The sequence below is a fragment of the Pseudoalteromonas sp. SR43-7 genome, from assembly GCF_014163785.1.
Lineage (GTDB): Bacteria > Pseudomonadota > Gammaproteobacteria > Enterobacterales > Alteromonadaceae > Pseudoalteromonas > Pseudoalteromonas distincta.
Map to the genome: position 1 here is coordinate 1 of NZ_JACJDY010000039.1, position 20484 is coordinate 20484.

General features: G+C 39.6%; 21 protein-coding genes. 9 read left to right on the plus strand and 12 right to left on the minus strand.

Annotated features, from left to right (window positions below; genetic code table 11):
* Positions 1-125 precede the first annotated feature (125 nt).
* The 4 genes from H5087_RS19490 to H5087_RS19505 all read right to left on the minus strand — a co-directional run bounded on the left by H5087_RS19490 (position 126) and on the right by H5087_RS19505 (position 4877).
* Entirely contained in the window at positions 126-851 is a 726-nt protein-coding gene (locus tag H5087_RS19490; protein ID WP_182673087.1) for a YebC/PmpR family DNA-binding transcriptional regulator, read from the minus strand.
* Between the two features lie 145 nt (positions 852-996).
* Positions 997-1614 carry an HAD family hydrolase gene (locus H5087_RS19495; protein WP_165744007.1) on the minus strand — a complete coding sequence of 206 codons (618 nt, stop codon included), beginning with the start codon at positions 1612-1614 and terminating at the stop codon, positions 997-999.
* Between the two features lie 321 nt (positions 1615-1935).
* Positions 1936-2430 (minus strand): DUF6702 family protein, encoded by a 495-nt coding sequence (locus H5087_RS19500; protein WP_165744006.1) that lies wholly within the window; start codon positions 2428-2430, stop codon positions 1936-1938.
* On the minus strand, positions 2430-4877 hold the full coding sequence (locus H5087_RS19505) for a M1 family metallopeptidase (protein ID WP_182673088.1): 2448 nt from the start codon (positions 4875-4877) through the stop codon (positions 2430-2432). Before H5087_RS19505 ends, H5087_RS19500 begins: the two co-directional genes overlap by 1 nt.
* Before the next feature lie 579 nt (positions 4878-5456).
* On the opposite strand from H5087_RS19505, the gene H5087_RS19510 reads away from it, so the two are divergent.
* From H5087_RS19510 to H5087_RS19525, 4 genes are all read left to right on the plus strand, one after another.
* A complete protein-coding gene (locus tag H5087_RS19510) occupies positions 5457-5693 on the plus strand; it encodes a hypothetical protein (protein ID WP_182673089.1) in 237 nt (78 codons plus the stop codon).
* A gap of 78 nt (positions 5694-5771) precedes the next feature.
* The gene (locus H5087_RS19515; protein WP_182673090.1) at positions 5772-7019 is read left to right on the plus strand and encodes an exonuclease SbcCD subunit D C-terminal domain-containing protein; all 1248 of its coding nucleotides are present in this window, start codon (positions 5772-5774) and stop codon (positions 7017-7019) included.
* The gene (locus H5087_RS19520) at positions 7016-10666 is read left to right on the plus strand and encodes an SbcC/MukB-like Walker B domain-containing protein (protein WP_182673091.1); all 3651 of its coding nucleotides are present in this window, start codon (positions 7016-7018) and stop codon (positions 10664-10666) included. Before H5087_RS19515 ends, H5087_RS19520 begins: the two co-directional genes overlap by 4 nt.
* Positions 10667-10694: 28 nt before the next feature.
* A complete protein-coding gene (locus H5087_RS19525; RefSeq protein WP_182673092.1) occupies positions 10695-11351 on the plus strand; it encodes a class I SAM-dependent methyltransferase in 657 nt (218 codons plus the stop codon).
* Position 11352: 1 nt separating this feature from the next.
* Here the strand turns inward: H5087_RS19525 and H5087_RS19530 are convergent, their stop codons facing one another.
* Together H5087_RS19530 and H5087_RS19535 are read right to left on the minus strand one after the other, a co-directional pair.
* A complete protein-coding gene (locus H5087_RS19530) occupies positions 11353-11523 on the minus strand; it encodes a hypothetical protein (protein ID WP_169060482.1) in 171 nt (56 codons plus the stop codon).
* 110 nt (positions 11524-11633) lie between these two features.
* On the minus strand, positions 11634-12239 hold the full coding sequence (locus tag H5087_RS19535) for a short chain dehydrogenase (protein WP_182673093.1): 606 nt from the start codon (positions 12237-12239) through the stop codon (positions 11634-11636).
* 148 nt (positions 12240-12387) lie between these two features.
* Here H5087_RS19535 and H5087_RS19540 point away from each other — a divergent pair, with 148 nt between their 5' ends.
* Both H5087_RS19540 and H5087_RS19545 read left to right on the plus strand, forming a co-directional pair.
* Positions 12388-13269 (plus strand): LysR family transcriptional regulator, encoded by an 882-nt coding sequence (locus H5087_RS19540; RefSeq protein WP_182673094.1) that lies wholly within the window; start codon positions 12388-12390, stop codon positions 13267-13269.
* Positions 13270-13395: 126 nt separating this feature from the next.
* Positions 13396-13860 (plus strand): hypothetical protein, encoded by a 465-nt coding sequence (locus H5087_RS19545; RefSeq protein WP_169060479.1) that lies wholly within the window; start codon positions 13396-13398, stop codon positions 13858-13860.
* 89 nt (positions 13861-13949) lie between these two features.
* Here H5087_RS19545 and H5087_RS19550 read toward each other — a convergent pair whose 3' ends face one another.
* From H5087_RS19550 to H5087_RS19560, 3 genes are all read right to left on the minus strand, one after another.
* Positions 13950-14342 (minus strand): ACT domain-containing protein, encoded by a 393-nt coding sequence (locus tag H5087_RS19550; protein WP_182673095.1) that lies wholly within the window; start codon positions 14340-14342, stop codon positions 13950-13952.
* A gap of 218 nt (positions 14343-14560) precedes the next feature.
* A complete protein-coding gene (locus H5087_RS19555; RefSeq protein ID WP_182673096.1) occupies positions 14561-15124 on the minus strand; it encodes a DUF6942 family protein in 564 nt (187 codons plus the stop codon).
* On the minus strand, positions 15125-15580 hold the full coding sequence (locus H5087_RS19560) for a YaiI/YqxD family protein (protein WP_182673097.1): 456 nt from the start codon (positions 15578-15580) through the stop codon (positions 15125-15127).
* A 130-nt stretch (positions 15581-15710) separates the two neighbouring features.
* Between H5087_RS19560 and H5087_RS19565 the strand changes: the two genes are divergently transcribed.
* Positions 15711-16241, plus strand: a complete 531-nt coding sequence (locus tag H5087_RS19565; protein ID WP_182673098.1) for a lipocalin family protein — start codon at positions 15711-15713, stop codon at positions 16239-16241.
* A gap of 488 nt (positions 16242-16729) precedes the next feature.
* Here H5087_RS19565 and H5087_RS19570 read toward each other — a convergent pair whose 3' ends face one another.
* The 3 genes from H5087_RS19570 to H5087_RS19580 are packed head-to-tail and all read right to left on the minus strand — an operon-like array spanning position 16730 to position 19001.
* Positions 16730-17065, minus strand: a complete 336-nt coding sequence (locus H5087_RS19570; protein ID WP_182673099.1) for a DUF3325 domain-containing protein — start codon at positions 17063-17065, stop codon at positions 16730-16732.
* On the minus strand, positions 17062-18663 hold the full coding sequence (locus H5087_RS19575) for a PepSY domain-containing protein (RefSeq protein ID WP_182673100.1): 1602 nt from the start codon (positions 18661-18663) through the stop codon (positions 17062-17064). Before H5087_RS19575 ends, H5087_RS19570 begins: the two co-directional genes overlap by 4 nt.
* A complete protein-coding gene (locus H5087_RS19580; RefSeq protein WP_182673101.1) occupies positions 18660-19001 on the minus strand; it encodes a hypothetical protein in 342 nt (113 codons plus the stop codon). The genes H5087_RS19575 and H5087_RS19580 overlap by 4 nt, the downstream gene beginning before the upstream one ends.
* A 235-nt stretch (positions 19002-19236) precedes the next feature.
* Here H5087_RS19580 and H5087_RS19585 point away from each other — a divergent pair, with 235 nt between their 5' ends.
* Together H5087_RS19585 and H5087_RS19590 are read left to right on the plus strand one after the other, a co-directional pair.
* A complete protein-coding gene (locus tag H5087_RS19585; RefSeq protein ID WP_182673102.1) occupies positions 19237-19593 on the plus strand; it encodes a VOC family protein in 357 nt (118 codons plus the stop codon).
* Positions 19594-19742: 149 nt separating this feature from the next.
* Positions 19743-20324, plus strand: a complete 582-nt coding sequence (locus H5087_RS19590; protein WP_182673103.1) for a uracil-DNA glycosylase family protein — start codon at positions 19743-19745, stop codon at positions 20322-20324.
* Positions 20325-20484 lie beyond the last annotated feature (160 nt).

Consider the following 20484-nt stretch of genomic DNA (forward strand, 5'->3'; position numbering starts at 1 on the left):
GTTAGTATGTAGCATGAGAGTTACCTCTTATATGTTTTGATTTAAAGATTCGACACCTTTTATCAAAACGGGTAACTCTCACTTTTTCAAGTTGAAGTGTCAGATCTTGTCTGAACTAATACAATTTAATCTTTTACAATGGCATTGTGATAAATATTTTGTACATCGTCACAATCTTCAAGCATATTTATAAACTTATCAAAGTTAGCAATAACTTCTTCGTCTTCAATTTCAATATTAACTTGAGGAATAAACGTAATTTCATCTACTTCAAAGTTAATGCCTTCAAATGCGTCTTCAAGGGCAGTTTTAGCTTTAAAGTATTCTGTTGGCGGTGCAAATACTGATATTTTACCGTCCTCCGCTTCAACATCGCTTACATCAACATCAGCCATCATTAATGCTTCTAATACGACTTCATCGTCATCGCCTGCAAAGCCAAGTACCGCATAATGATCAAACATATGCGCTACACAGCCAGGAGTACCAATTTTTGAGTCTGTTTTAGTAAATGGTAAACGTACATCTTTGATAGTACGGTTCGGATTGTCTGTTAAACAGTCAACAATAACCATACAGTTACCAGGGCCATAGCCTTCATAACGGGCCACAGAGTAATCTTCTCCTGCGCCACCGGCTGCTTTTTCAATTGCTTTTTCGATAACGTGTGCGGGTACTTGGTCTTTTTTAGCTTTTTCGATTAGACGGCGAAGTGTTTGGTTTACTTCGGGATCGGGATCACCACTTTTTGCTGCAACGTAAATCTCTTTGCCGTACTTTGAGTTTACTTTTGTTTTTGCATTGGCTGTTTTGATCATAGAACTTTGACGAACTACAAATGCTCTGCCCATTTTGTGCCCCTAATGAATACGTTACGTTTTGCGGTATTTTACCAATTCAAAACGTATTGGGCTAGCTCCGCAATGGGCAAAACTTGATTAATAAAAACTTTTATAACTACAAACTTATGTCAGAATAAATAAAATGGCACGCTATTTAACATAACTCTATTTTTTCAGAATAACTCTCAACTAATGTTACTAATTCCGCAAAGTCATGCAAAACGTAATCTGCCTGATCGGCGTAGGCTGGCGTCAACTCTGGAGCGTATAAACATGCGCGCATATTTGCATTATGCGCAGCTTGAATATCGTAAAGGTAATCGCCTACATAAAGTAAATTTCTAGCATTAATGTTCCAAAGTGTAGCAATAGCATTCAAAGCACTAGGATCTGGTTTTGCAGGAGCATCGCTTCGCGTTAAAACTGTACTAATAGGAAGTGGGTTATTTTGTAATTTAATTGCAGCCGCTTTATCAAAATTGCGAGTAACAATTGCCATCGGTATATTTTTAGACTTTAAAGCATTAATAGCTTCACTCACCCCAGGTAATATACTGGCATGTTGTGCGTCTATTAATTCGTGTTGGTGAACTATATTCATTGCCTCTTCACGCATATACGGTGAGGGCAACTTAGCAATGTAATCAAGTAAGTCTTGCTCGCAAGGGCAACCTATTTGGGCCTTTATTAATGCAAAGTCTAATTCTGATGAAACCAATGTTCCATCCAAATCAAAAATCACTCCAAAAATAGCCTCAATCTGAGTCGTCATATCACTCCCTGAATTTAGTTATTACTAAATAAAATTTAAACATAAAATTCTCTACTGCTTATGCCCTAGCTAGTTACAGCTAAAGGGATAAATGAAACTAACTATATTTAAATTATTTATTTGCACTGCTATCAATCTATTGATAATACAGTAAATATAATTGGTAATTGTAGCATGCGCAAAAAATGGTAAATATACAAATTGAACTACCAATTTTTACGTAAATTTACATATACCAGATCTAAAATGAACGCAGTTTAAACGTTTGAAGAAAACGCGCACATTAACTGCAGTGCGCGTTGGTTGGGGAAGTTTTAACTACTAATTTGGCTCAAAGCGGGCTTCGAGCCAAGTATCATCTTGTGCAAAGTTTAAGGTTTTAATCTTACCTTTGCCCTCAACGTTTACCATATTTACCTGAGATGGCCATAAATCACGAAGCGCGCCATTGCTCATTTTAATTCCTTCAATGTTTTCAGGAATTGGTGCTTCTTGGTAAACCCAAAAAAACTTACCATCTACTTGCGCCCCTACAAAGCTAAGTGGTAAAGGCTCACCACTTAACGTTTGTAGAGCAACATGCGATTCAACATATTTAGCAAAACGTTGCTGATCGGCTTTATTACTAATAATATCGATTTTGCCTTCAAATAATGTTCCTACGGCATGTTCGGTATCATGTAAATAAAAGCGATGCATTAACTCAACATTATGCGTTCGTTTATTAAAAAGCACGGTTGTAACAGACGATTTTAGTTGATGCGCCATACTCGGCGCAGCAACTAAAAGGCAAACAATAATAAGCAAAAAGCGCATTATTGCGGCTCCCCACCGTCATCTTTTTCGTCTTTCTTCTCATCAGTTTTAAGCTCAGTTTTAATATCTTGCATGATATCGCGACTTACTTTAGCTTTACTCTTTTCCTTTTTAAACACTTCAATACGTGAAGGAATAATACGACGAGGGTAGTTATTGTTTTCAACATCTACGTCAGCTGTTTCCCAGCCTGGATCTACAGTAACTGATACAAGCGGTTTGTTTTTATCGGTCACAATTAGCTTTTGAACATTTTTATAATTACGACGCCAAATTTCAGCAGGGATATAACGCTCTTCGGTTGTGCCATCTTCATATGTTAGCTCAAGCAATATAGGCATTACCAAACCACCAAGGTTTGAAAATTCCATAACGTAGTAGTTTTTATCTTCTTCTAAAGCACGTTCAAGCGTTTTACGCTCCCACGGCTCTAAACCTTTTAAAAACTTATTGTACGAGTTACGTTCTTTATTGGTTACAGTAAAGCGGTCGTTTTCGTCATAAAAGTCGGTAACATCAGGATTTTGCTCAACCCATGTTTTTTTACCTTCGGCGCGGTTACGCTCAACAAATAATGACGTAGGCTTGTCTGCTTCAATATCACGTAAACGGCTGTAATCAATATCAGGGTTTTTAGTGTCTAAACGTAGTTGATATACTTTATCTAAAGAGATATCAACATGGTCTGTGGTGTAAAACCAGCCACGCCAAAACCAATCTAAATCAACACCAGAGGCTTCTTCCATTGTGCGGAAAAAATCAGCTGGGGTAGGGCGCTTGTATTTCCAGCGCTGAGCATACTCTTTAAATGCAAAGTCGAATAAATCACGACCTAAAATTACTTCACGTAAAATATTAAGGGCTGCGGCAGGTTTAGTATAAGCATTAGGGCCTAAACGTAATACGCTGTCTGACTGAGTCATAATTGGTACTTGGACTTCTGACTTCATGTAGCTCACTATATCGCGAGGCTCAACACCCCAAGGAATAGTAGGATCCCATTCACGACCAGCAACACCATCTAAAAAGCTATTTAAGCCTTCATCCATCCACGTCCATTGGCGCTCATCTGAGTTAACAATCATTGGAAAGTAAATATGACCCACTTCATGAATAACTACGCCAAGTAAAAAGCGCTTTTCAGCCTGAGAATAAGTACGAGTACCATCATCTTGCAACTTAGTACGCGGGCCGTTAAAGGTGATCATTGGGTATTCCATACCACCAACGGGGCCATTAACCGACTGTGCAGTTGGGTACGGGTAATCAAAAGAATACTTAGAGTAAACTTCCATTGTGTGCACTACCGCTTCAGTTGAGTACTTCTTCCATAAGTCACCACCTTCTTTAGGGAAGAACGACATTGCCATAACTAAAGGCTGAACGTCACCACCTTGTTGATAACCTTTTGCATCCCACATAAACTTACGAGACGACGCCCAAGCAAAGTCACGAACATTCTGCGCTTTAAAGTGCCACGTTTTAGTTTTGTCGGTGCCTTCTTTTTCGTTTTCTAGCGCTTCTTCTGCGTTAACAATAAACACAGGACGCTTAGATGTTTCAGCTTGCTTTAAACGTTTGCGCTGAGTACTTGTAAGTACTTTACTCGCGTTATCAAGCTTACCTGTTGCCGATACAATGTGATCCGCCGGAACAGTAATCTCAACATCGTAATCACCAAACTCAAGCGTAAACTCACCAGAGCCTAAAAATGGCTTGTTTGTCCATGCTTCGTAATCGGTATAAGCCGCTAAGCGAGGGAACCACTGAGCAATTAAGAATATGTCGTTGCCATCTTCTTCAAAGTGCTCGTAACCAGAACGTGCACCTACAGCATCTTCTTCTACAATGTTGAAGGCAAAGTTCATGCTAAATTCTACTTCTTTACCTGGTTTTAATGGCTCGTTTAAATCAATGCGCATTAAAGTATCAACTACAGTTACGCGCAGTTCTTTACCATCGTCATCCTTTACGCCACTGATTGTATAACCCAGTTCGTTGTCGCTCATAAATTGCTGACGGCGTAAGTCACCTAAACTTAATTTAGCAGGCTTTTGAGCTGGTAGGCTTTCTAAAGTGCTTTTAAACGTTTTAGTTGTTTCGGCAATAGAATCACTTTTAAAAATATTTTGATCTAACTGTAACCATAAATATTTAAGTGTATGCGGAGAGTTATTTTTATATTCAATGCTTTGGCTACCGGTAATACGGTGCTTTTTTTCATCTAGCTTTACATCAATATCGTAGTTTACACGTTGCTGCCAGTATTTTTCACCTGGTTCGCCAGCGGCACTACGATAAACATTGGGTGTAGGAAGCGCTTCGTCTAATTGACGAAATTTATCAACAAAAGTACCTTTTGTTTGCTCAACTGAAGACGCCATAGCCGCACTAGATATTGCCAAAGGCAATACAAAAGCACTTAGCGTAAGACCTATTTTTTTCATTGTTAGTCCTAATATAATTTTGTGAGCATACTTTGACAAATATACCAGTTAGCTTCAATAAATTAGCGACCAAGTACCGTATTTTTAGGGTGATGTTCACTTAGTTTATTAGATTGAAAAGTACAATTATTTTGTAACAAAATACGAATAAATAAAAACTGTAAAGGGGGTTTACAAAAGTGGGATTTAATAATGGTTTTGAGCTGTTAAATACAAGTTTTAGAGCTCGGAAAAAGCACATTAACTTTACCTACTTTGCTAAAAAATTATTGCTTTAGCATTATCAGGTAAACCAATAATCCTATGTATAAGCGTCTCAAACTTCCAACAAGAAAAATGGGCTAAAAGCCCACTCTACTGAACAAAAACACAGTGAAAACAGCTGAATTATTGGCTCAAATATTGCCGAAGTTCCTTAATATTCGCTATTTTTACGATAAATGATAAATAGTGTAATTTTAGGTTGATCTTTAGTGCAGTTTATATTTAAAATCGCCAACCTTTTTATTTGAGGCAAATAAATTCGTCACATTTATCCTCAAATTAATATCGATTACTAGCAAGAAATGCGGTGGGCTTATGGATTTTTACATCCTAAAAAAACAACAAGAACTAATTGCGATTCCAGCAAGTGAGAATAACTGTAAGCAGTATCTCGATTCGGGTTATTTTTATATCGATAAAGTAGCAGCGTGCAACGAAACTAATGCATTAAAGGCGCTACACGCAAAACAAACTAAAACGTTAAAAATTCCATTATTAATGGCCCTTTTAGCATTACCGATTGTTTTTTCAGCTTGGTATAGTTTAACCTAAGGTAATGCACGGCTTAGGCTTGCATCTTTAACTGCCTTGGGTATATTGGCGCTCTTACGGTTTTATTAAGAGCGCTACATGAAAGTCCTCCACACCTCAGATTGGCACCTTGGCCAACAATTTTACGAACACGATCGCCGTGTTGAACATCAAGCTTTTTTTACATGGTTATTAGCCACTCTTGTTGAACAACAAATAGACTTACTTTTAGTTGCTGGCGACATTTATCATACAGCGACTCCAAGCGCTAGCGCCGAAAATCAGCTTTATCAATTTATTAAAGACGCCAAAAAGGCATGCCCACAATTACACATAGTAATTATTGCGGGTAATCACGACTCTGCAAATCGTATTTTGGCAGCTCAGCCATTACTAGCGCAATTTGATACACACGTAGTAGGGCGCTTTGATGTCGCGACACCCGATGAAACTGTTATTACCATAGATACCAATGGTAAACGCGCTGTAATCGTCGCTATGCCATTTTTACGTGCAAGCGATGTAAGTTTACTTAGCCAAACCGAAAGCGGCCCTAGTTACGCTCAAGGCGTTGCGAAAGCTTATGAACTTGCACTAGAACAAGCTACTAATATGAACGAGCAAAACTCACCATTAATAGTTATGGGGCATTTACACGCAAAAGGCGGGGATATCTCAAGTGATTCTGAGCGTAACTTAGTGATAGGTGGTGAGGAGTCTATTTCAGCCAATGTATTTGGTAAACAAGCCAACTATGTTGCCCTTGGGCATTTACACAAAGCGCAACAAGTCGCTAAAAGCGATATTATTCGCTACAGCGGCACACCTATCCCTATGTCGTTTTCAGAGCGTAACTACACGCACCAAGTAAATGTTGTTGAGTTTATTATTGATGAAAAACAACATATTAGTACAACTGTAAACCCCCTTTACATTCCGCGCTATGCCGATGTAATTATTTTACCAAAAGGGGAATGCGTGCCATTAAGCGAACTATGCGAGCAAATTAAAGCGCTCGACACTGCACAAAATACAATAGCGCCTTATTTACGTGTAAAGCTTAAATCAAGCGATACCGACACCACCTTCAGAGAACAAATAGAACAAGCACTTGAAGGCAAGCATATTAAATTTTGTGGTATTGAACGTGTACGTGAGCAATCGACTCAAAATGACGACAACACCGTATTTGAAGATTTAAGCGAAGTTGAAATGCTCAACCCACTAAACCTATTAGAACAAGCATTTGCAAACGATAAAGACATGGCAGGGCAAAGTGTACCCGATGAGCTAAAAGCACTTTTAAGTGACGTGATAAACGAGCTTACGGAGCAAGAGCAACTATGAAAATAACCGCAGTTCGTATTCATAATTTAGCATCAATAGTTGATGCTGAAATAGACTTTACTCAAGCGCCATTAAAAGATGCAGGCTTATTTGCGATAACAGGCGATACCGGCGCTGGTAAAAGTACCTTTTTAGATGCCATTTGTTTAGCTCTTTATACAAAAACGGCGAGGCTGCGCGGTGATAAAGGTAACTTAATTGAGTTTAATGGCGACAGCATTAAGCTTAATGATGCGCGAAACTTGCTACGCAGAGGCACATGGGAAGGTTACGCCGAGGTCGACTTTTTAGGGCAAGATAAACAGCTTTATCGTGCACGTTATACAATTTCACGCACTCATAAAAAAGTAACAGGCAAACTTAAAGTAGCAGAGCACACATTAGTAACCCTGCCAGACGAAACCCTTATAGCTGACAAAAGCCACACAATAAAAGAAGTCGAGAGTAAAATAGGGCTTAACTTTGAACAGTTCTCACGCGCCGTACTTTTAGCACAACATGAGTTTGCTGCATTTTTAAAAGCCACTGGCGATGAGCGAGCGCAGCTTTTAGAGTGTTTAACAGGCACCGATAAATTTAGCCGTATTGGCGTGCGTATTTTTGAGCGCCATAAAGAGCAAGTAGCAAAGCTTGAAGCGCTTAAAGCTGGCCTTGAAAGCTATACTTTGCTAACGAGCGATGAACTTGAGCTACAACAAACCAAGTTAACCGATTTAAAAGCGCAAACCGAACACACTAAAAAAGAGCTATCCAAAACCGAAAAAGCACTTAACTGGTATCAGCAAGCTACAGTGCTTGAGCAAAATTTACTGCAAGCACAGCAAACCCAGCAACAAGCAAGCTCAGAGCTCGAAAGTATCGTTGAGCAAAGCGAGCAGGCAAAACAAGCTAAACAAGCGCTTGAAATAAAAGATAACCGCAGCCGTTTTGCTCAATTAACTGATCAAAATACGGCGTTGGATCAGCAAATAACATCACTTAAAAGAGTTGATCATTTAGCGGTAATTAACGAGCGTAATACCGCGCTAGCTAAGCATACCGAGCTACTTAATAACGCCAATGAGCAAAAACAAAATGCAGCGCCCGTTATAGCAAAAGCGAGAGAGCTCGACAGCAGCATTGCTTTGCAAACTCAAGCTGTAAAAGGCACAGAGTCGCAATTAACCAAAGAGCAAACTCAACTTGATGAGCTCACACAGCAGCTTAAACAAAGCAATAACGAGCTAGAGCTCGCTAATACCGACTCAACTAAAAGCCAGCAATGGCTTAATGAGCATGCACAGCTGCACGTTTTAGCAAAAGACTGGAGCTACTATCAGCAAAGCTTTAATACTTACTTAAATGCACAGCAGCAATTAACTGCAAACCTTGCACAAAGCCAAACTCTTAATACCGAGCTTGCAGGTCAGAGTGAGCTTTTAAATATACAAAATAATAAAGTGCAGCAGTGCGAGGCGTTACTTACGAGCGAGCAGTCAGCTTTGCAGGTTTTAAATACTCAGCTTAATGAATTTAATGCAGAGCACTGCGACGCGCAGCTAAAAAGTATTGATTACTTAAAAGAGCAGCGAGAGCGCTATAAGCAATTTAACGCAGAGCTAAAACAAAGCACTCAACGCCAGCAAGTGCTCAATCAGCAGCTAAATGAAAGCCAGCAAGCCCATGCTTTACTTAATCAGCATTTAATAACTAGCGAGCAAGCACTTAAAGGCAGCGAGTACGCACTTAACCAAGCGCGTTTAAGAGCTAGCGAAAACGTAGAGCATTTACGCACTGAGCTTCGCCCTAATGAGCCTTGCTTAGTATGCGGCGCCACCGAGCACCCGTACGCGGTAAACCAAAATCAGCAATTAAATAACTTAATTACTGACTTTGAAAATGCTTTTAATATCGCTAAAAAGCAATTTGAGCATGCACAAAGCGAGCTGCATAAGCATCAAACTCAACATGCCGTATTAACTGCTGAACACGGACAACTTGAGCAAATAATACAAACAGCAAAAGCTAAACAGCTCGACATTAAAAATACCATGCAAGGCGCACGCACAGAGCTTAACGACTTAACGCCTGATCAGCTTGAAGTCACTTATAAGCAGTTAACGGAGCAAAAAGCGCAATACTTTGAGCAGCAAAAGCGCCAGCGTACACTGCAAACCAAAGTAAATGAGCTACAAGCAGCACTTAAAGCAGAGCAGCAAGTGCAGCAGCAACTGAGTAATAAACACCTTGAACTTACACACCAGCAAAACCAGTTAACGAGTAAACATAGCGAGCTAAGTGCGCAAATTAACGAGCTGGGTACAACGCTCAATAATCAATTTGAAAACAATAATTTTTGGCAGCAATTACAAGCCAACACGCTTGAACTTAACGAGCTGCACGAGCAGGTTACGCAGTATCAGCAAACTCAAACGCAACTTGAGCAAAGCCAAAAGCGCCAAGACACAGCTAATGAGCAAATAAAGCAGCTTACCCCGCTTGTTAGTAAAAGCGAGCAAGCGTTAAAAGCACTTAATGAAGAGCTTGTAAAAGCTAAAGAGCTATTAGATGCTGTACAAAGTGAGCGCTTAGCTTTATTTAATAATGAGCAAATAAGCGCAGACGACTACCAAGCAAAACTCATAAGTGAGCAAGAGCAAAAGCAATCGCAGGTTCAAGCGAGTCAAAAAGCCTATGACGACGCTATAAAACAACGAGATGAGCACGCTATAACGCTTAAAAATGTAGAGCAACGCTTACTTGAAAATAGCCAAGAACTAGCAACACTTGAAGCACGTTACAACCAGTGGTTTACTGACTTTAAAGCGCAATACAGCGATGTAACGCACGAACAGGTCAAAATTTTACTAACGCTAAGTAGCGAGACTATAAAAGCGCATTTAACTCAGCACGAGCAGTTAACTCAAGCGTTAACAGATGCAAATGCCGCATTAAAACAGCAACAACTTACCCTTGAAAAACACAACAGTAGCGATAAACCAACACAAAGTGCAGAGGCTTTAAGTACGCAATTAAGCAGCTTAAACGAGCAACAAACGCAGCTTCAAAATTCATTACTAGCAACTAATACCGCTATTGAGCAACACAACCAAAACGCAAAGGCGCTTGAAGGCAAACAAGCTGAGTTAACTACGCTTAAAACACAGGTAGAGCAATGGCACTTGCTTAATAAAGTATTGGGCGATGCAACGGGTAAAACCATGCGTAACTTAGCACAAACACAAACGTTAAAAATATTACTGCACTATGCCAACAGCCATTTAAAAACACTCAACAAACGCTACGAATTAACCGCCATAGCGCAAACACTCGACATTGCTATTATCGACCGCGACATGGCCGACGAGCAACGCTCTGTTAATACGCTCTCGGGCGGTGAGTCATTTTTAGTATCGCTTGCGCTTGCACTTGGTTTAGCATCGCTTTCGTCTAACAAAGTACAAATCAATTCTTTGTTTATTGACGAAGGGTTTGGTACGTTAGACAGCGAAACCTTAAGCATTGCAATGGACGCTTTGGATTCTTTGCAAGCACAAGGCAGAAAAGTAGGCGTTATATCGCACGTAACACAAATGAGCGAGCGCGTAGCCACTCAAGTGCATGTAGCCAAAAAGCCAGGTGGATATTCCACAGTTGAAGTTTTATAAGCAACATTACTGAAAACAAGGAGATACAATGCCAACGTTTACAGGCGAGCAAGCAACACAATATGATAGCCGTATAACCCGTTTAGTTCCTGGTTATGAATTATTACATCAGCTCACTAATACGCAGCTACAAGCAACACTAAGCGACAACGCACATATTTTGGTAGTAGGAGCTGGCACAGGCAAAGAAGTACTTGCACTGGCTGCACTAAATCCAACATGGCAATTTACCGTGCAAGATACATCAGCCGATATGCTTGCTATCGCACAGCAGCAATTTGATGAGCAAGGCATAACAAGCCGCGTAGATGTACATAATGGCCCAGTTGATAAGTTATCGGTTAAAGCCGATGCCGTTTTATGTTTATTAGTAATGCATTTTTTACAAGATAACGGCGATAAAAAAGAGTTATTAAAAGCAATTAAAGGAAGGCTTAAAAAAAGTGCAAACCTTTATATTGCGGATTTAATGCGCCCCGAAACTTCATTTGAGCGCGAAGCCCAGCTTACAACATGCGCGCAATTGGGTTTAACCGAAACCGGTAAAACACAAACAGGGCATGACTTAGAAAATGAGTTTTACCCGCTTGATAGAATGCGCTTTAGCGAACTGCTAAATGAGTGCAAATTTGGCATTCCGAAGCTGTATTTTAAAGCCCTAGGTTTTAGTGGGTATGTAGTTTAATTTATCTAGAAGAATGTGGCTTACACCACTGAACCGTGTGCTTATGGCGCGGTATTGTTTTACATTCTTTATTAGAATTTACGCCTGGCTCGCTAACATATTGCGAGCTTGGCGTTACATTGGCACAACCTGCAGCCAATAATATAGCAAATATTGGAATTAATTTTTTCATTTTACCACCGTTTTGAATATGTTTTTAAAGCGCTTTGCAGTTACTGTTAATGCAAAGCGCTTATTAATCTGCAAGCAAAGCTCATCTATCTGTTTGAAAGACTAAGCCAATTAAGCGTCTACAAAAATAACTTCGCCATTAATAAAACCATCAACCGAACGCTCAAACGCTTTACCTACAAGTTTGCCTGGTACTGGCTGAAAACCTGGCATCATTTCGCCATAAACGCCCCATGCTTCTTCAAGTACGGTAGGGTTTACCACATTAATACGTGTGCCTCGTGGCATTTCTAGTGATACGCATTTTGCAAACGTATCTATTGCGCCGCTGGTTGTTGCATCAGCAATTGCAAAAGGAATCGGCTTAACGTTTAAAATACCGCTAATTAGCGTAAATGAGCCGCCATCGGCAATGTACTTTTGACCAATGCGTACAAGGTTAATTTGCCCCATCATTTTGCTCATAATAGTGCTCATCCACTGGGCTTCGCTCATATCTGCAAACGTTTCGTATTCACATAAACCTACGGTATTAACTACCGCATCAAAATGACCTACTTTTTCATACAGCTCAGTAATTGACTGCTCACTGGTAATATCAACAATATGATCTACATCGCCCGAGCGACCCGCCGTAATTACTTTGTGCTTAGTTAAGCCAGTTAATGCCGCTTGACCCATTTTTCCTAGTGCGCCTATTAAAATTACTGTTTTCATTGTTTGCTCCAATCATTTGTTCACTTTAGTGTGTAGGAGCATAGTATGGGAGTACTTCAACAATTAGAAACAACCCTTTTATGTAAGTGATACCAAAATAATTGGTAATGTGCTACGTTCATTATGCTTAAACAACAAGGGCATTTGCATGAGTAAGTTAGACAGGCTAGATATAAAACAGCTACGTATTTTCCAAGCGCTGATTCGCGAAAAAAACGCATCAAAAGCGGCGAGTAAATTGGGCTTAACCCAGCAAGCAGTGAGTGAGCAACTTAAAAAGTTGCGTGATGTGTTTAACGACCAGTTGTTTTTAAGAAAAACTACCGGTTTTGTACCAACGCCTTATGCAGAGGAATTGTCGGTAGACATAGACAAGCTATTAAACGACTTTCAGGCACTATTAGCCCCTAAAATATTTGACCCAAAAACGGTTAGTGGTGCGTTTGTAATAGCCGCTACCGACTACGCACAACAAGTTGTTTTGCCTGCACTTGTAAAAGAGCTAAGAGAACAAGCGCCTAATTTAAAGCTAATAATAAGAGACTTTGAACTCGATAGTCTGCACGATTTAATGGAAAGCGGTAAAGTCGATTTAGCGATAGCTTTCCCTGACTATATTCCAAGTACTTACCCCATTATTAAACTGTTTGAAGAACAACACATTTGCGTTACTTCACCTAACTCATCAATAGCAGGGACACAACCAACGCTTGCGCAAATAGCCAGCTACCCAAGCATTATTGCCTCGCCTTCGCGTCCAAATTTTAAAGGCTCTATTGACGATTGGTTTAAAAGCTTTGATTTAACACGCAATGTTGTTGTATCGGCACCGTGTTTTTCTATTGTACCGATGTATCTAGAAACTACAGACTCCATTGCATTTTTACCCTCACGCGCAGTAAGCTCAGAGCTGGTAAAAATTGATTTGCAACAGTTACCAGCCCCGTTTGATGTAATAGCCGCGTGGCATCCGCGTTACAGTAAAAATCCGCTGCATAAATGGGTGGTATCAAAGCTGGTTGTTGAGTGAAAAAATATGTGTTTAATTTCACTACACACGCTTACAACTTCTGACAGATACAAACAAAGCTCTCACATATTTTTTATGCTCTGATGCTTATTATTTCCCTATTAAATGATTAAAAGGGAAATCAACATGAAAAAGTATCTTATAGCGGTATTGCTACTCTCAGGTTGCGCGTCACAAGGGGTTGACCGTAACAACCAAAACAAAATAGTTAAGCGTTACTATGCATCGGTAGAATCTATGCAATACGTAACACTTTCATCAGAAGTAGGCACAGGCATAGCAGCAGGCGCTGGGTTTGGCTTTGTAGACAGCTTAGATGGTAACACTGAAGAAATGGTAGGCGGAGCCATAATTGGCGGCTTAATAGGAGGATTATTTACCGCATTATTTGAAGGCGGTAATGACGCCTATCAATATGATTTATACGCTGCCAACGAAGGTGAATTTACTGTAATTCAAAAGCAAAAACTCGATAAAAATACGCAATGTGTAGCCGTAACTGCAGGCGATAAAGTAAAACTTGAACCTGTTGATAAGCAATACTGCGAAAACAGCTCAAATGTGCACAAAAAAACTGATATTGCTCTATAGCAGTATCAGTTTTTATAGGTCGGTTAAGCGAAGCGCCACCCGACGCGATAATACCCACATCACTCAAATCATTACTGTGCCAGCAAACCCTAACCAATCTCTCCAAGTGCTTTCATCGCGGCTTGTGCTTTGTCTGTTTGTACAAAAATATGGTCATGATAAAACGCAGCTACCACGTTAGCGCTAATGCCATGCTCAGTCAGCTTTGCCGATACCGCAGCAGTTAGCCCTACAGCCTCTAAACTTGAATGTACGTTAAGAGTAATTAAATTATATTTACCCTCGTAAGTAATACCTGCTTTATCGGCAGTTTCAGCTTTTAAAATAAGAGTTAGCCCTTCTTCTTCAACATAAGTGGCAAGTGGCTCTAAATGGACATAATCAGCCAATTTCCCTGCTAAACAGCAAAATATGTACTCACCTTGTTTAAGCACAGGCTGCATTGATCTTAATAATTCGTTTAACTCTAAAATTCCGGCCATGGTCGTTCCTTACAATGTGTTATTTAACCTGAACTCTGGTTAAGATATTTACTCACACATTGAATTATTTTGATATTTAAATTTATTTTCTCTAGCCAGAGATTTTCAGTGAAAGCAAGGCGAATTTACGCGTCAATAGCTGGCCTATTGCAAGTAAATTCAACGCCGTTAGCGCTGAAAATAGCTGCTTGAGATAGATTTATTATCCAGAGTTCAGGTTATTTAGTCATTTTTAGCTGCGCGACTAGCTCGCTTAATCTCGCAATTTTTATATTACTTAACTGTCTGTAATCAAAATACGGGCAAACAATAATGTGGTTGGTTGTGTCTATTGCAAACTCGTCGTCGAGCCAATCAAATTGTGCATGTAACTTACCTTTTTGTAATAAGTTTTTAGCGTGCGTACGCCCAGCAATTATATGTAGCTGATTTTTATTGCTAGTAGCTTTATTTGCACACGTAATAGTAATGTTGGGCGCGCTAAATAGCAGGGCGGTTTTACTGTTTTTTTGCAGTAAAAACTCATCGCGATATTGTTGCCAAGTAGGGGCTTGTTTGGCAAATGAATAATGCTCACTTGGCAGGGCAAATAGCACTTTTGCGTACACGTTAAACACTTTGCGCCAACCATTACCACAGTGCTGGTTTATGGTATTTATTTGCTCGTTAATTACCGGCTCTATACTTTGTAGGGTTTCAAAGTAGGGCATAGGCGGTGCTTTTGCGACATACACGGCTACATTAAAATTATACTCACCTAAACCAACAACTTGCTCTGTCACTTACTTTGCCTTATTTTGCGCTAAAATGCGGTCGAGGTTATTTGCAAAGTTTTGGCGATCGGTTTGGCTAAGTGGCGGCTGCCCACCACTCATTTCTACGCCGCTTGAGCGCATGGTATCCATAAAGTCGCGCACGTTAAGTATTGAGCGGATATTCTCGGTGGTATAAAGCTCGCCACGTGGGTTGAGTGCTTGCCCGCCGTTATCAATTACTTCACTTGCTAGCGGAATATCGCCCGTAATAACTAAATCGCCTTTTTCAACGCGTTTTACTATTTCGTCGTCGGCTACATCAAACCCTGACGATACTTGAACGCGACTTATGTATTTTGACGGCGGGATACGCATTGCGTGATTAGCCACTAAAATAGTCTCGATTTTCATACGCTCTGCAGCTCTAAAAAGTATTTCTTTTATAACAACAGGACACGCGTCTGCATCTACCCAAATTTTCATGCTATGGTCATTTTTATTGCTTTAGAATTAATATGATCCTATAGCAAATTTTTTTAATCGGCTAGCAAACTTTATACTCATCTATATTTAGATAATACGTACTATTTATGTAATTTAAAAAGGAGCTTACATGAAGGCTATTAAATACGGTTTACTTATTACGGGGTTGTTTTTTCTTAGTGCCTGCACCAGCCCTCCTGAGGGAATAACACCTGTTAAAAACTTTGATATACAAAAATATAAAGGCAAGTGGTTTGAAATAGCGCGTCTTAATCACTCATTCGAAGAAGGTATGGAGCAAGTTACCGCGACTTATTCAATTAACGACGACGGCACAGTAAAGGTTCTTAACAAAGGGTATTTAACGGATGATAAAAAATGGGATAACGCCGAAGGCTTAGCTAAGTTTGTTGAGGGCACCGACACAGGGCATTTTAAAGTCTCGTTTTTTGGTCCATTTTATGGTGCTTACGTGATTTTTGAACTTGACCAACCCGATTATCAATATGCATTTATAACCAGTTACGACAAAGGTTACTTGTGGTTTTTGTCGCGTACACCAACGGTTAGCAAAGAGCTTAAAAAGCACTTTTTAACTAAAGCTAAAGAGTTGGGCTTTGCTACCGATGAAATAATTTGGGTAAACCAAGAGACTATGTAAAGGGGGTTTACAGTTAGTTATATACGTTTTTAAAGTAGTAATAAAAGAGTAATTTAACTGTAAAGTAACTTACATATATTATGGTTATATTGTATGCACTTGCCGTGAGACAGCAAGTATTAGAAACACTGAATATCCCCTATTGTTGGCAAGCTATATAGCTTGCCATTTTTTTTGCCTAGGGCGTGTTGATCTTTGTGGATTGAAATCTGTTCAATCTAGGGGCGATTAAATCGCGGCGCGAGGTTTGTAACCTAGTGGGCTAAGTAAAAACCGAGCAACAAAGAGTTAATCGTCCCTAGAATGAACCCTTTGGGCAGCGCATGTTTGGTATTTATGCTGCGTTATCGCCTATTTATGGGGAATAACCACACTACATAGGCTCTGCCTTGCCTAAATACCAAACAGTCTGCTGCAAATTCACCCACCAAAGATCAACACGCCCTAATATATGGGAAAATAACGGATCACGTTTTTACTAACTAAGGCTAGTTTAATGCTAAAAACAACCCACTTAGTACAATTAACACGCTATTTAAAACACTAAACCACTTTACGTAGCCTACTAAAAAATTATAAAAAACCATTATAATTAAAACACTTAGGCTCATAAATCCGCAAAACAGTAATGCTCCATATCCATCTTGAGTAACTATACAAAGCACCAAGCTTAGTAAAATACTGATCCAAGCAGCTAATAGCAGCTTTTTACGTTGGGATTCTGTAGGGCGTTTTTTAAATACATCTTTAAAATGATTATACTTAGCCAGCGCAAAACAGTTAAAACTGAGCAGGCATAGGCTAAACCCAAGTAAATCAATCATGGTTTTTGCCTTTTAAGGTTATTAGATTGACTAGGGCTGATTATTTTTGAGTTGTTTTTAGCAGTACGTAATTTTTCGGTTTGTATAAAAAACAATATACTAAACAGTAAAAAAAGTGCATCAAAAGTAAATAAAGCCCACTGTTTGTGCATCAAATAGCTAACTAGATTACCGTTAGTTGTAAGTGCATTAATAACCGGTACGCTTAAACATGTAACAGCATTTATAGCTGCCATAACTCGCCATTGCAGTGTATCGCGCTTTAAAAGTGCTAAAAGAGCAACCGCTAGCCATGTTAAAAAGAACGCGAGTATTTCTTTATCGGCGCGCTCTGCGGTAGTTGGGCTAAGTAGTCTGTTAGCAATAAAAAATGCACACGTTGCCAGTGGAAGCCCCATAATAGTGGCTAGGTTTAACCCTTCAACTAGTTTTAAACCAAACGAAGGTTTAACGTTATTTTTAGTTCGCTCGCGAATTCGTTTAGCCCACATAATACAGCCAGAGCCAATCATTACACAGCCTGCAATACCGCCTAATACGTATAACCAGCGCAACAACCACGTAGCCAAACGCCCTGTATGCATTGAATTAAGTGATTCGTAAAGCGCTTTGCTGCTAGTTAGTTCGTCATCAGTTTTAGCGACCATTTGCCCTGTAGCACCACTAAATATTAAGCGTGGTGCTTGGTCACGTAGTGTTTTACCTGCGCTTACCAATACGGTAATTGTTGAAGCTGCCATATTTGGTTGATTAACTTGTACGCGAGTAATATCTGCATGAGGCCACTTAGTATAAACCTGATCCAAAATGCTTTGAATCGGCACCATTGATGATTCGCCTTGGGCTTTATCAGTCATGGTGTTGCGAGGGGTTACATCGTTAAAAAAGCCACGCATGCCGTTATCGTAAGACGTTTGCGCAGGGTAGGGAAACAACATAAATATGAGCGTAATCATGCCCGTGTAAGTAATCATTAAATGAAAAGGAAGGGCAAGTACAGAGCTTAAGTTATGGGCATCTAACCATGTACGGCTACCTTTGTTACGCCTAAAGCTAAACATATCTTTAAAAATACGCTTATGAATAACCACCCCCGATATAATGGCAATCAGCATAAAAAAGCTAGCAAAGCACACAATCCAGCGTGCGGTTATTGCATCCATGTAATGTAAATCATAGTGCAGCCGATAAAAAAAGTTACCGCCTTTAGTATTTACAAAGGGCTCAAGCTCTTGCATGGTATTAGGGTTTAGCTGTGTGTTTTCAAACCTGCTGCGGCGCTGGCCTGGCTCTTTTGGTTTTGCATAACCATAAATTAAATAAGGAATGCGTGGCTCGGGTAATGTAATACGCCAGCTTGATGAGTTAGCTCCATGGTTAGCTAAGTAATCAAACCCTGTAATTATTTGTTGTTTTTGCGCTTCTATACGCTGTGTTTGGGCTTGCACATTATGTATGGCTGGTTGATTCCATAAGGTTATTTCGTCTCTAAAAAAGCTAAGAGTCCCTGCAAAAAATATTAAATATAATAACCAACAAACGAGTAATCCTACCCAAGTGTGCAACCAAGTCATCGATCTGAAAAAGCTGTCTTTCATACCCAACCCTTCAGTAATGCAAGCAATCCAATGAACGCTCCCGTACTTAGTAAAATACTGATCCACACTGTTTTTAATGATTTAACGCTAAAGGCATAAATAAATACAACGGCATAAATTAAAATGCTGATTGAAACACTAAACAGCACAGCGTCTTGTTTAGCTATTGGCAACACAAGGCTTAATAACGCAGTGCTTGCAGAGGTAAAAGCATAGCCACCAATTATGGCAATAAAAAAACGTAAAAATACCAAAACTCGATAACAGCTTACGCTTTTTACTATAAGCGCAATCACGTTAACCTTATCGAATGGCGCACTGTGCAAAGGTGCCTGCATAGTTAATTAATCCCTTTATTTAAAGCTGAGGATAAAACAAAGGCGCTATTATATATGTTACAAATACAAAAGATAGTTATTCTCATTTGTGATGTTTAACTTTTGAGTAAGTTATGCTTACTTAGTTACTTAGTTACTTAGTAAAATACTGATCTGATATTATTTAATGATATTGCACAGGCTCTATGTAAAGCTTAAGGTTAATAAACTGAGTAAAAATAAAGAGTGAGTAACGATGAGCGATCACGAAAAACTAAATTACGTTGAGTTTCCTGCATGCGACTTACCCGCAACTAAGGCCTTTTTTAGTCGTGTATTTAATTGGCAGTTTACTGACTACGGCCCAGAATACACGGCGTTTACTGGCCAAGGGCTTGATGGTGGCTTTTTTAATGCGCCGCTTAAATCGCTAACTCAAAATGGTGCTGCGTTATTGGTTTTTTATAGTAACGACATTCACGCTACGTATAAAAAAGTACAACTCCATGGTGGCACAATATTAAAACCTATTTTTGAATTTCCGGGTGGTTGCCGGTTTCATTTTGCAGAGCCGAGCGGCAATGAATTTGCTGTATGGGCAGAGCAACACTAGATTTTACAAGGCTTGTAGCGCGAATGAGCTTAAAGATCACGATTTTACTAACTAACGCTCGTTTTAATTAAAATAAACCGATTTTTACCAACTCATTTATCCTAAATGGCCATTTAGGATAAATATTAAGCATTTAAGGCCAAATAAACATGAATAGTCACCAATTAATAGAGCAAGTTAGTAAATGCGTGATCTGTGAACCTCATTTACCTTTAGGGGCTCGCCCTGTTATACAATTTAACCCAAACGCACGCATTTTAATTGCAGGCCAAGCACCTGGAATCAAAGTTCACGAAACAGGTGTGCCGTTTAATGATGCAAGCGGAAACCGCCTACGAGAATGGCTTGGGCTAACAAGGGATGAATTTTACGATGCTAATAATATAGCAATTTTACCTATGGGCTTTTGCTACCCGGGTAGGGGTAAGTCGGGTGATTTACCACCGAGAAAAGAATGTGCCCCTGCATGGCGCGAGCAATTATTGGCTGCACTACCAAATATTGAGCTGACAATAGTGCTTGGTAAATACGCGCAGTCGTATCATTTACCAGAGACTAAAAAAATGCCACTTACGGAGTTAGTAAAATCTTGGCGTGAGTATTGGCCAAATTATTTAGTGCTTCCACATCCGAGTCCGCGTAATAATATATGGCTTAAAAAGAACCCATGGTTTGAACAAGATGTACTTCCAGAACTAGATAAGCAAGTTGCTGCTATTTTAAATAAGTAATACTTCAAGCATTAGGATTTATTGTAAAGGGGCTTTATACCAATCCGCAATAATACTTAATCATTTTGCGGGGCTAAACGTGTCGCTACCTGTGTTAAAAAATTCTCATTTACGACTGCATGGATGCAGAAGGTAGAGCAATGCAGGAGCAATTGCCGAG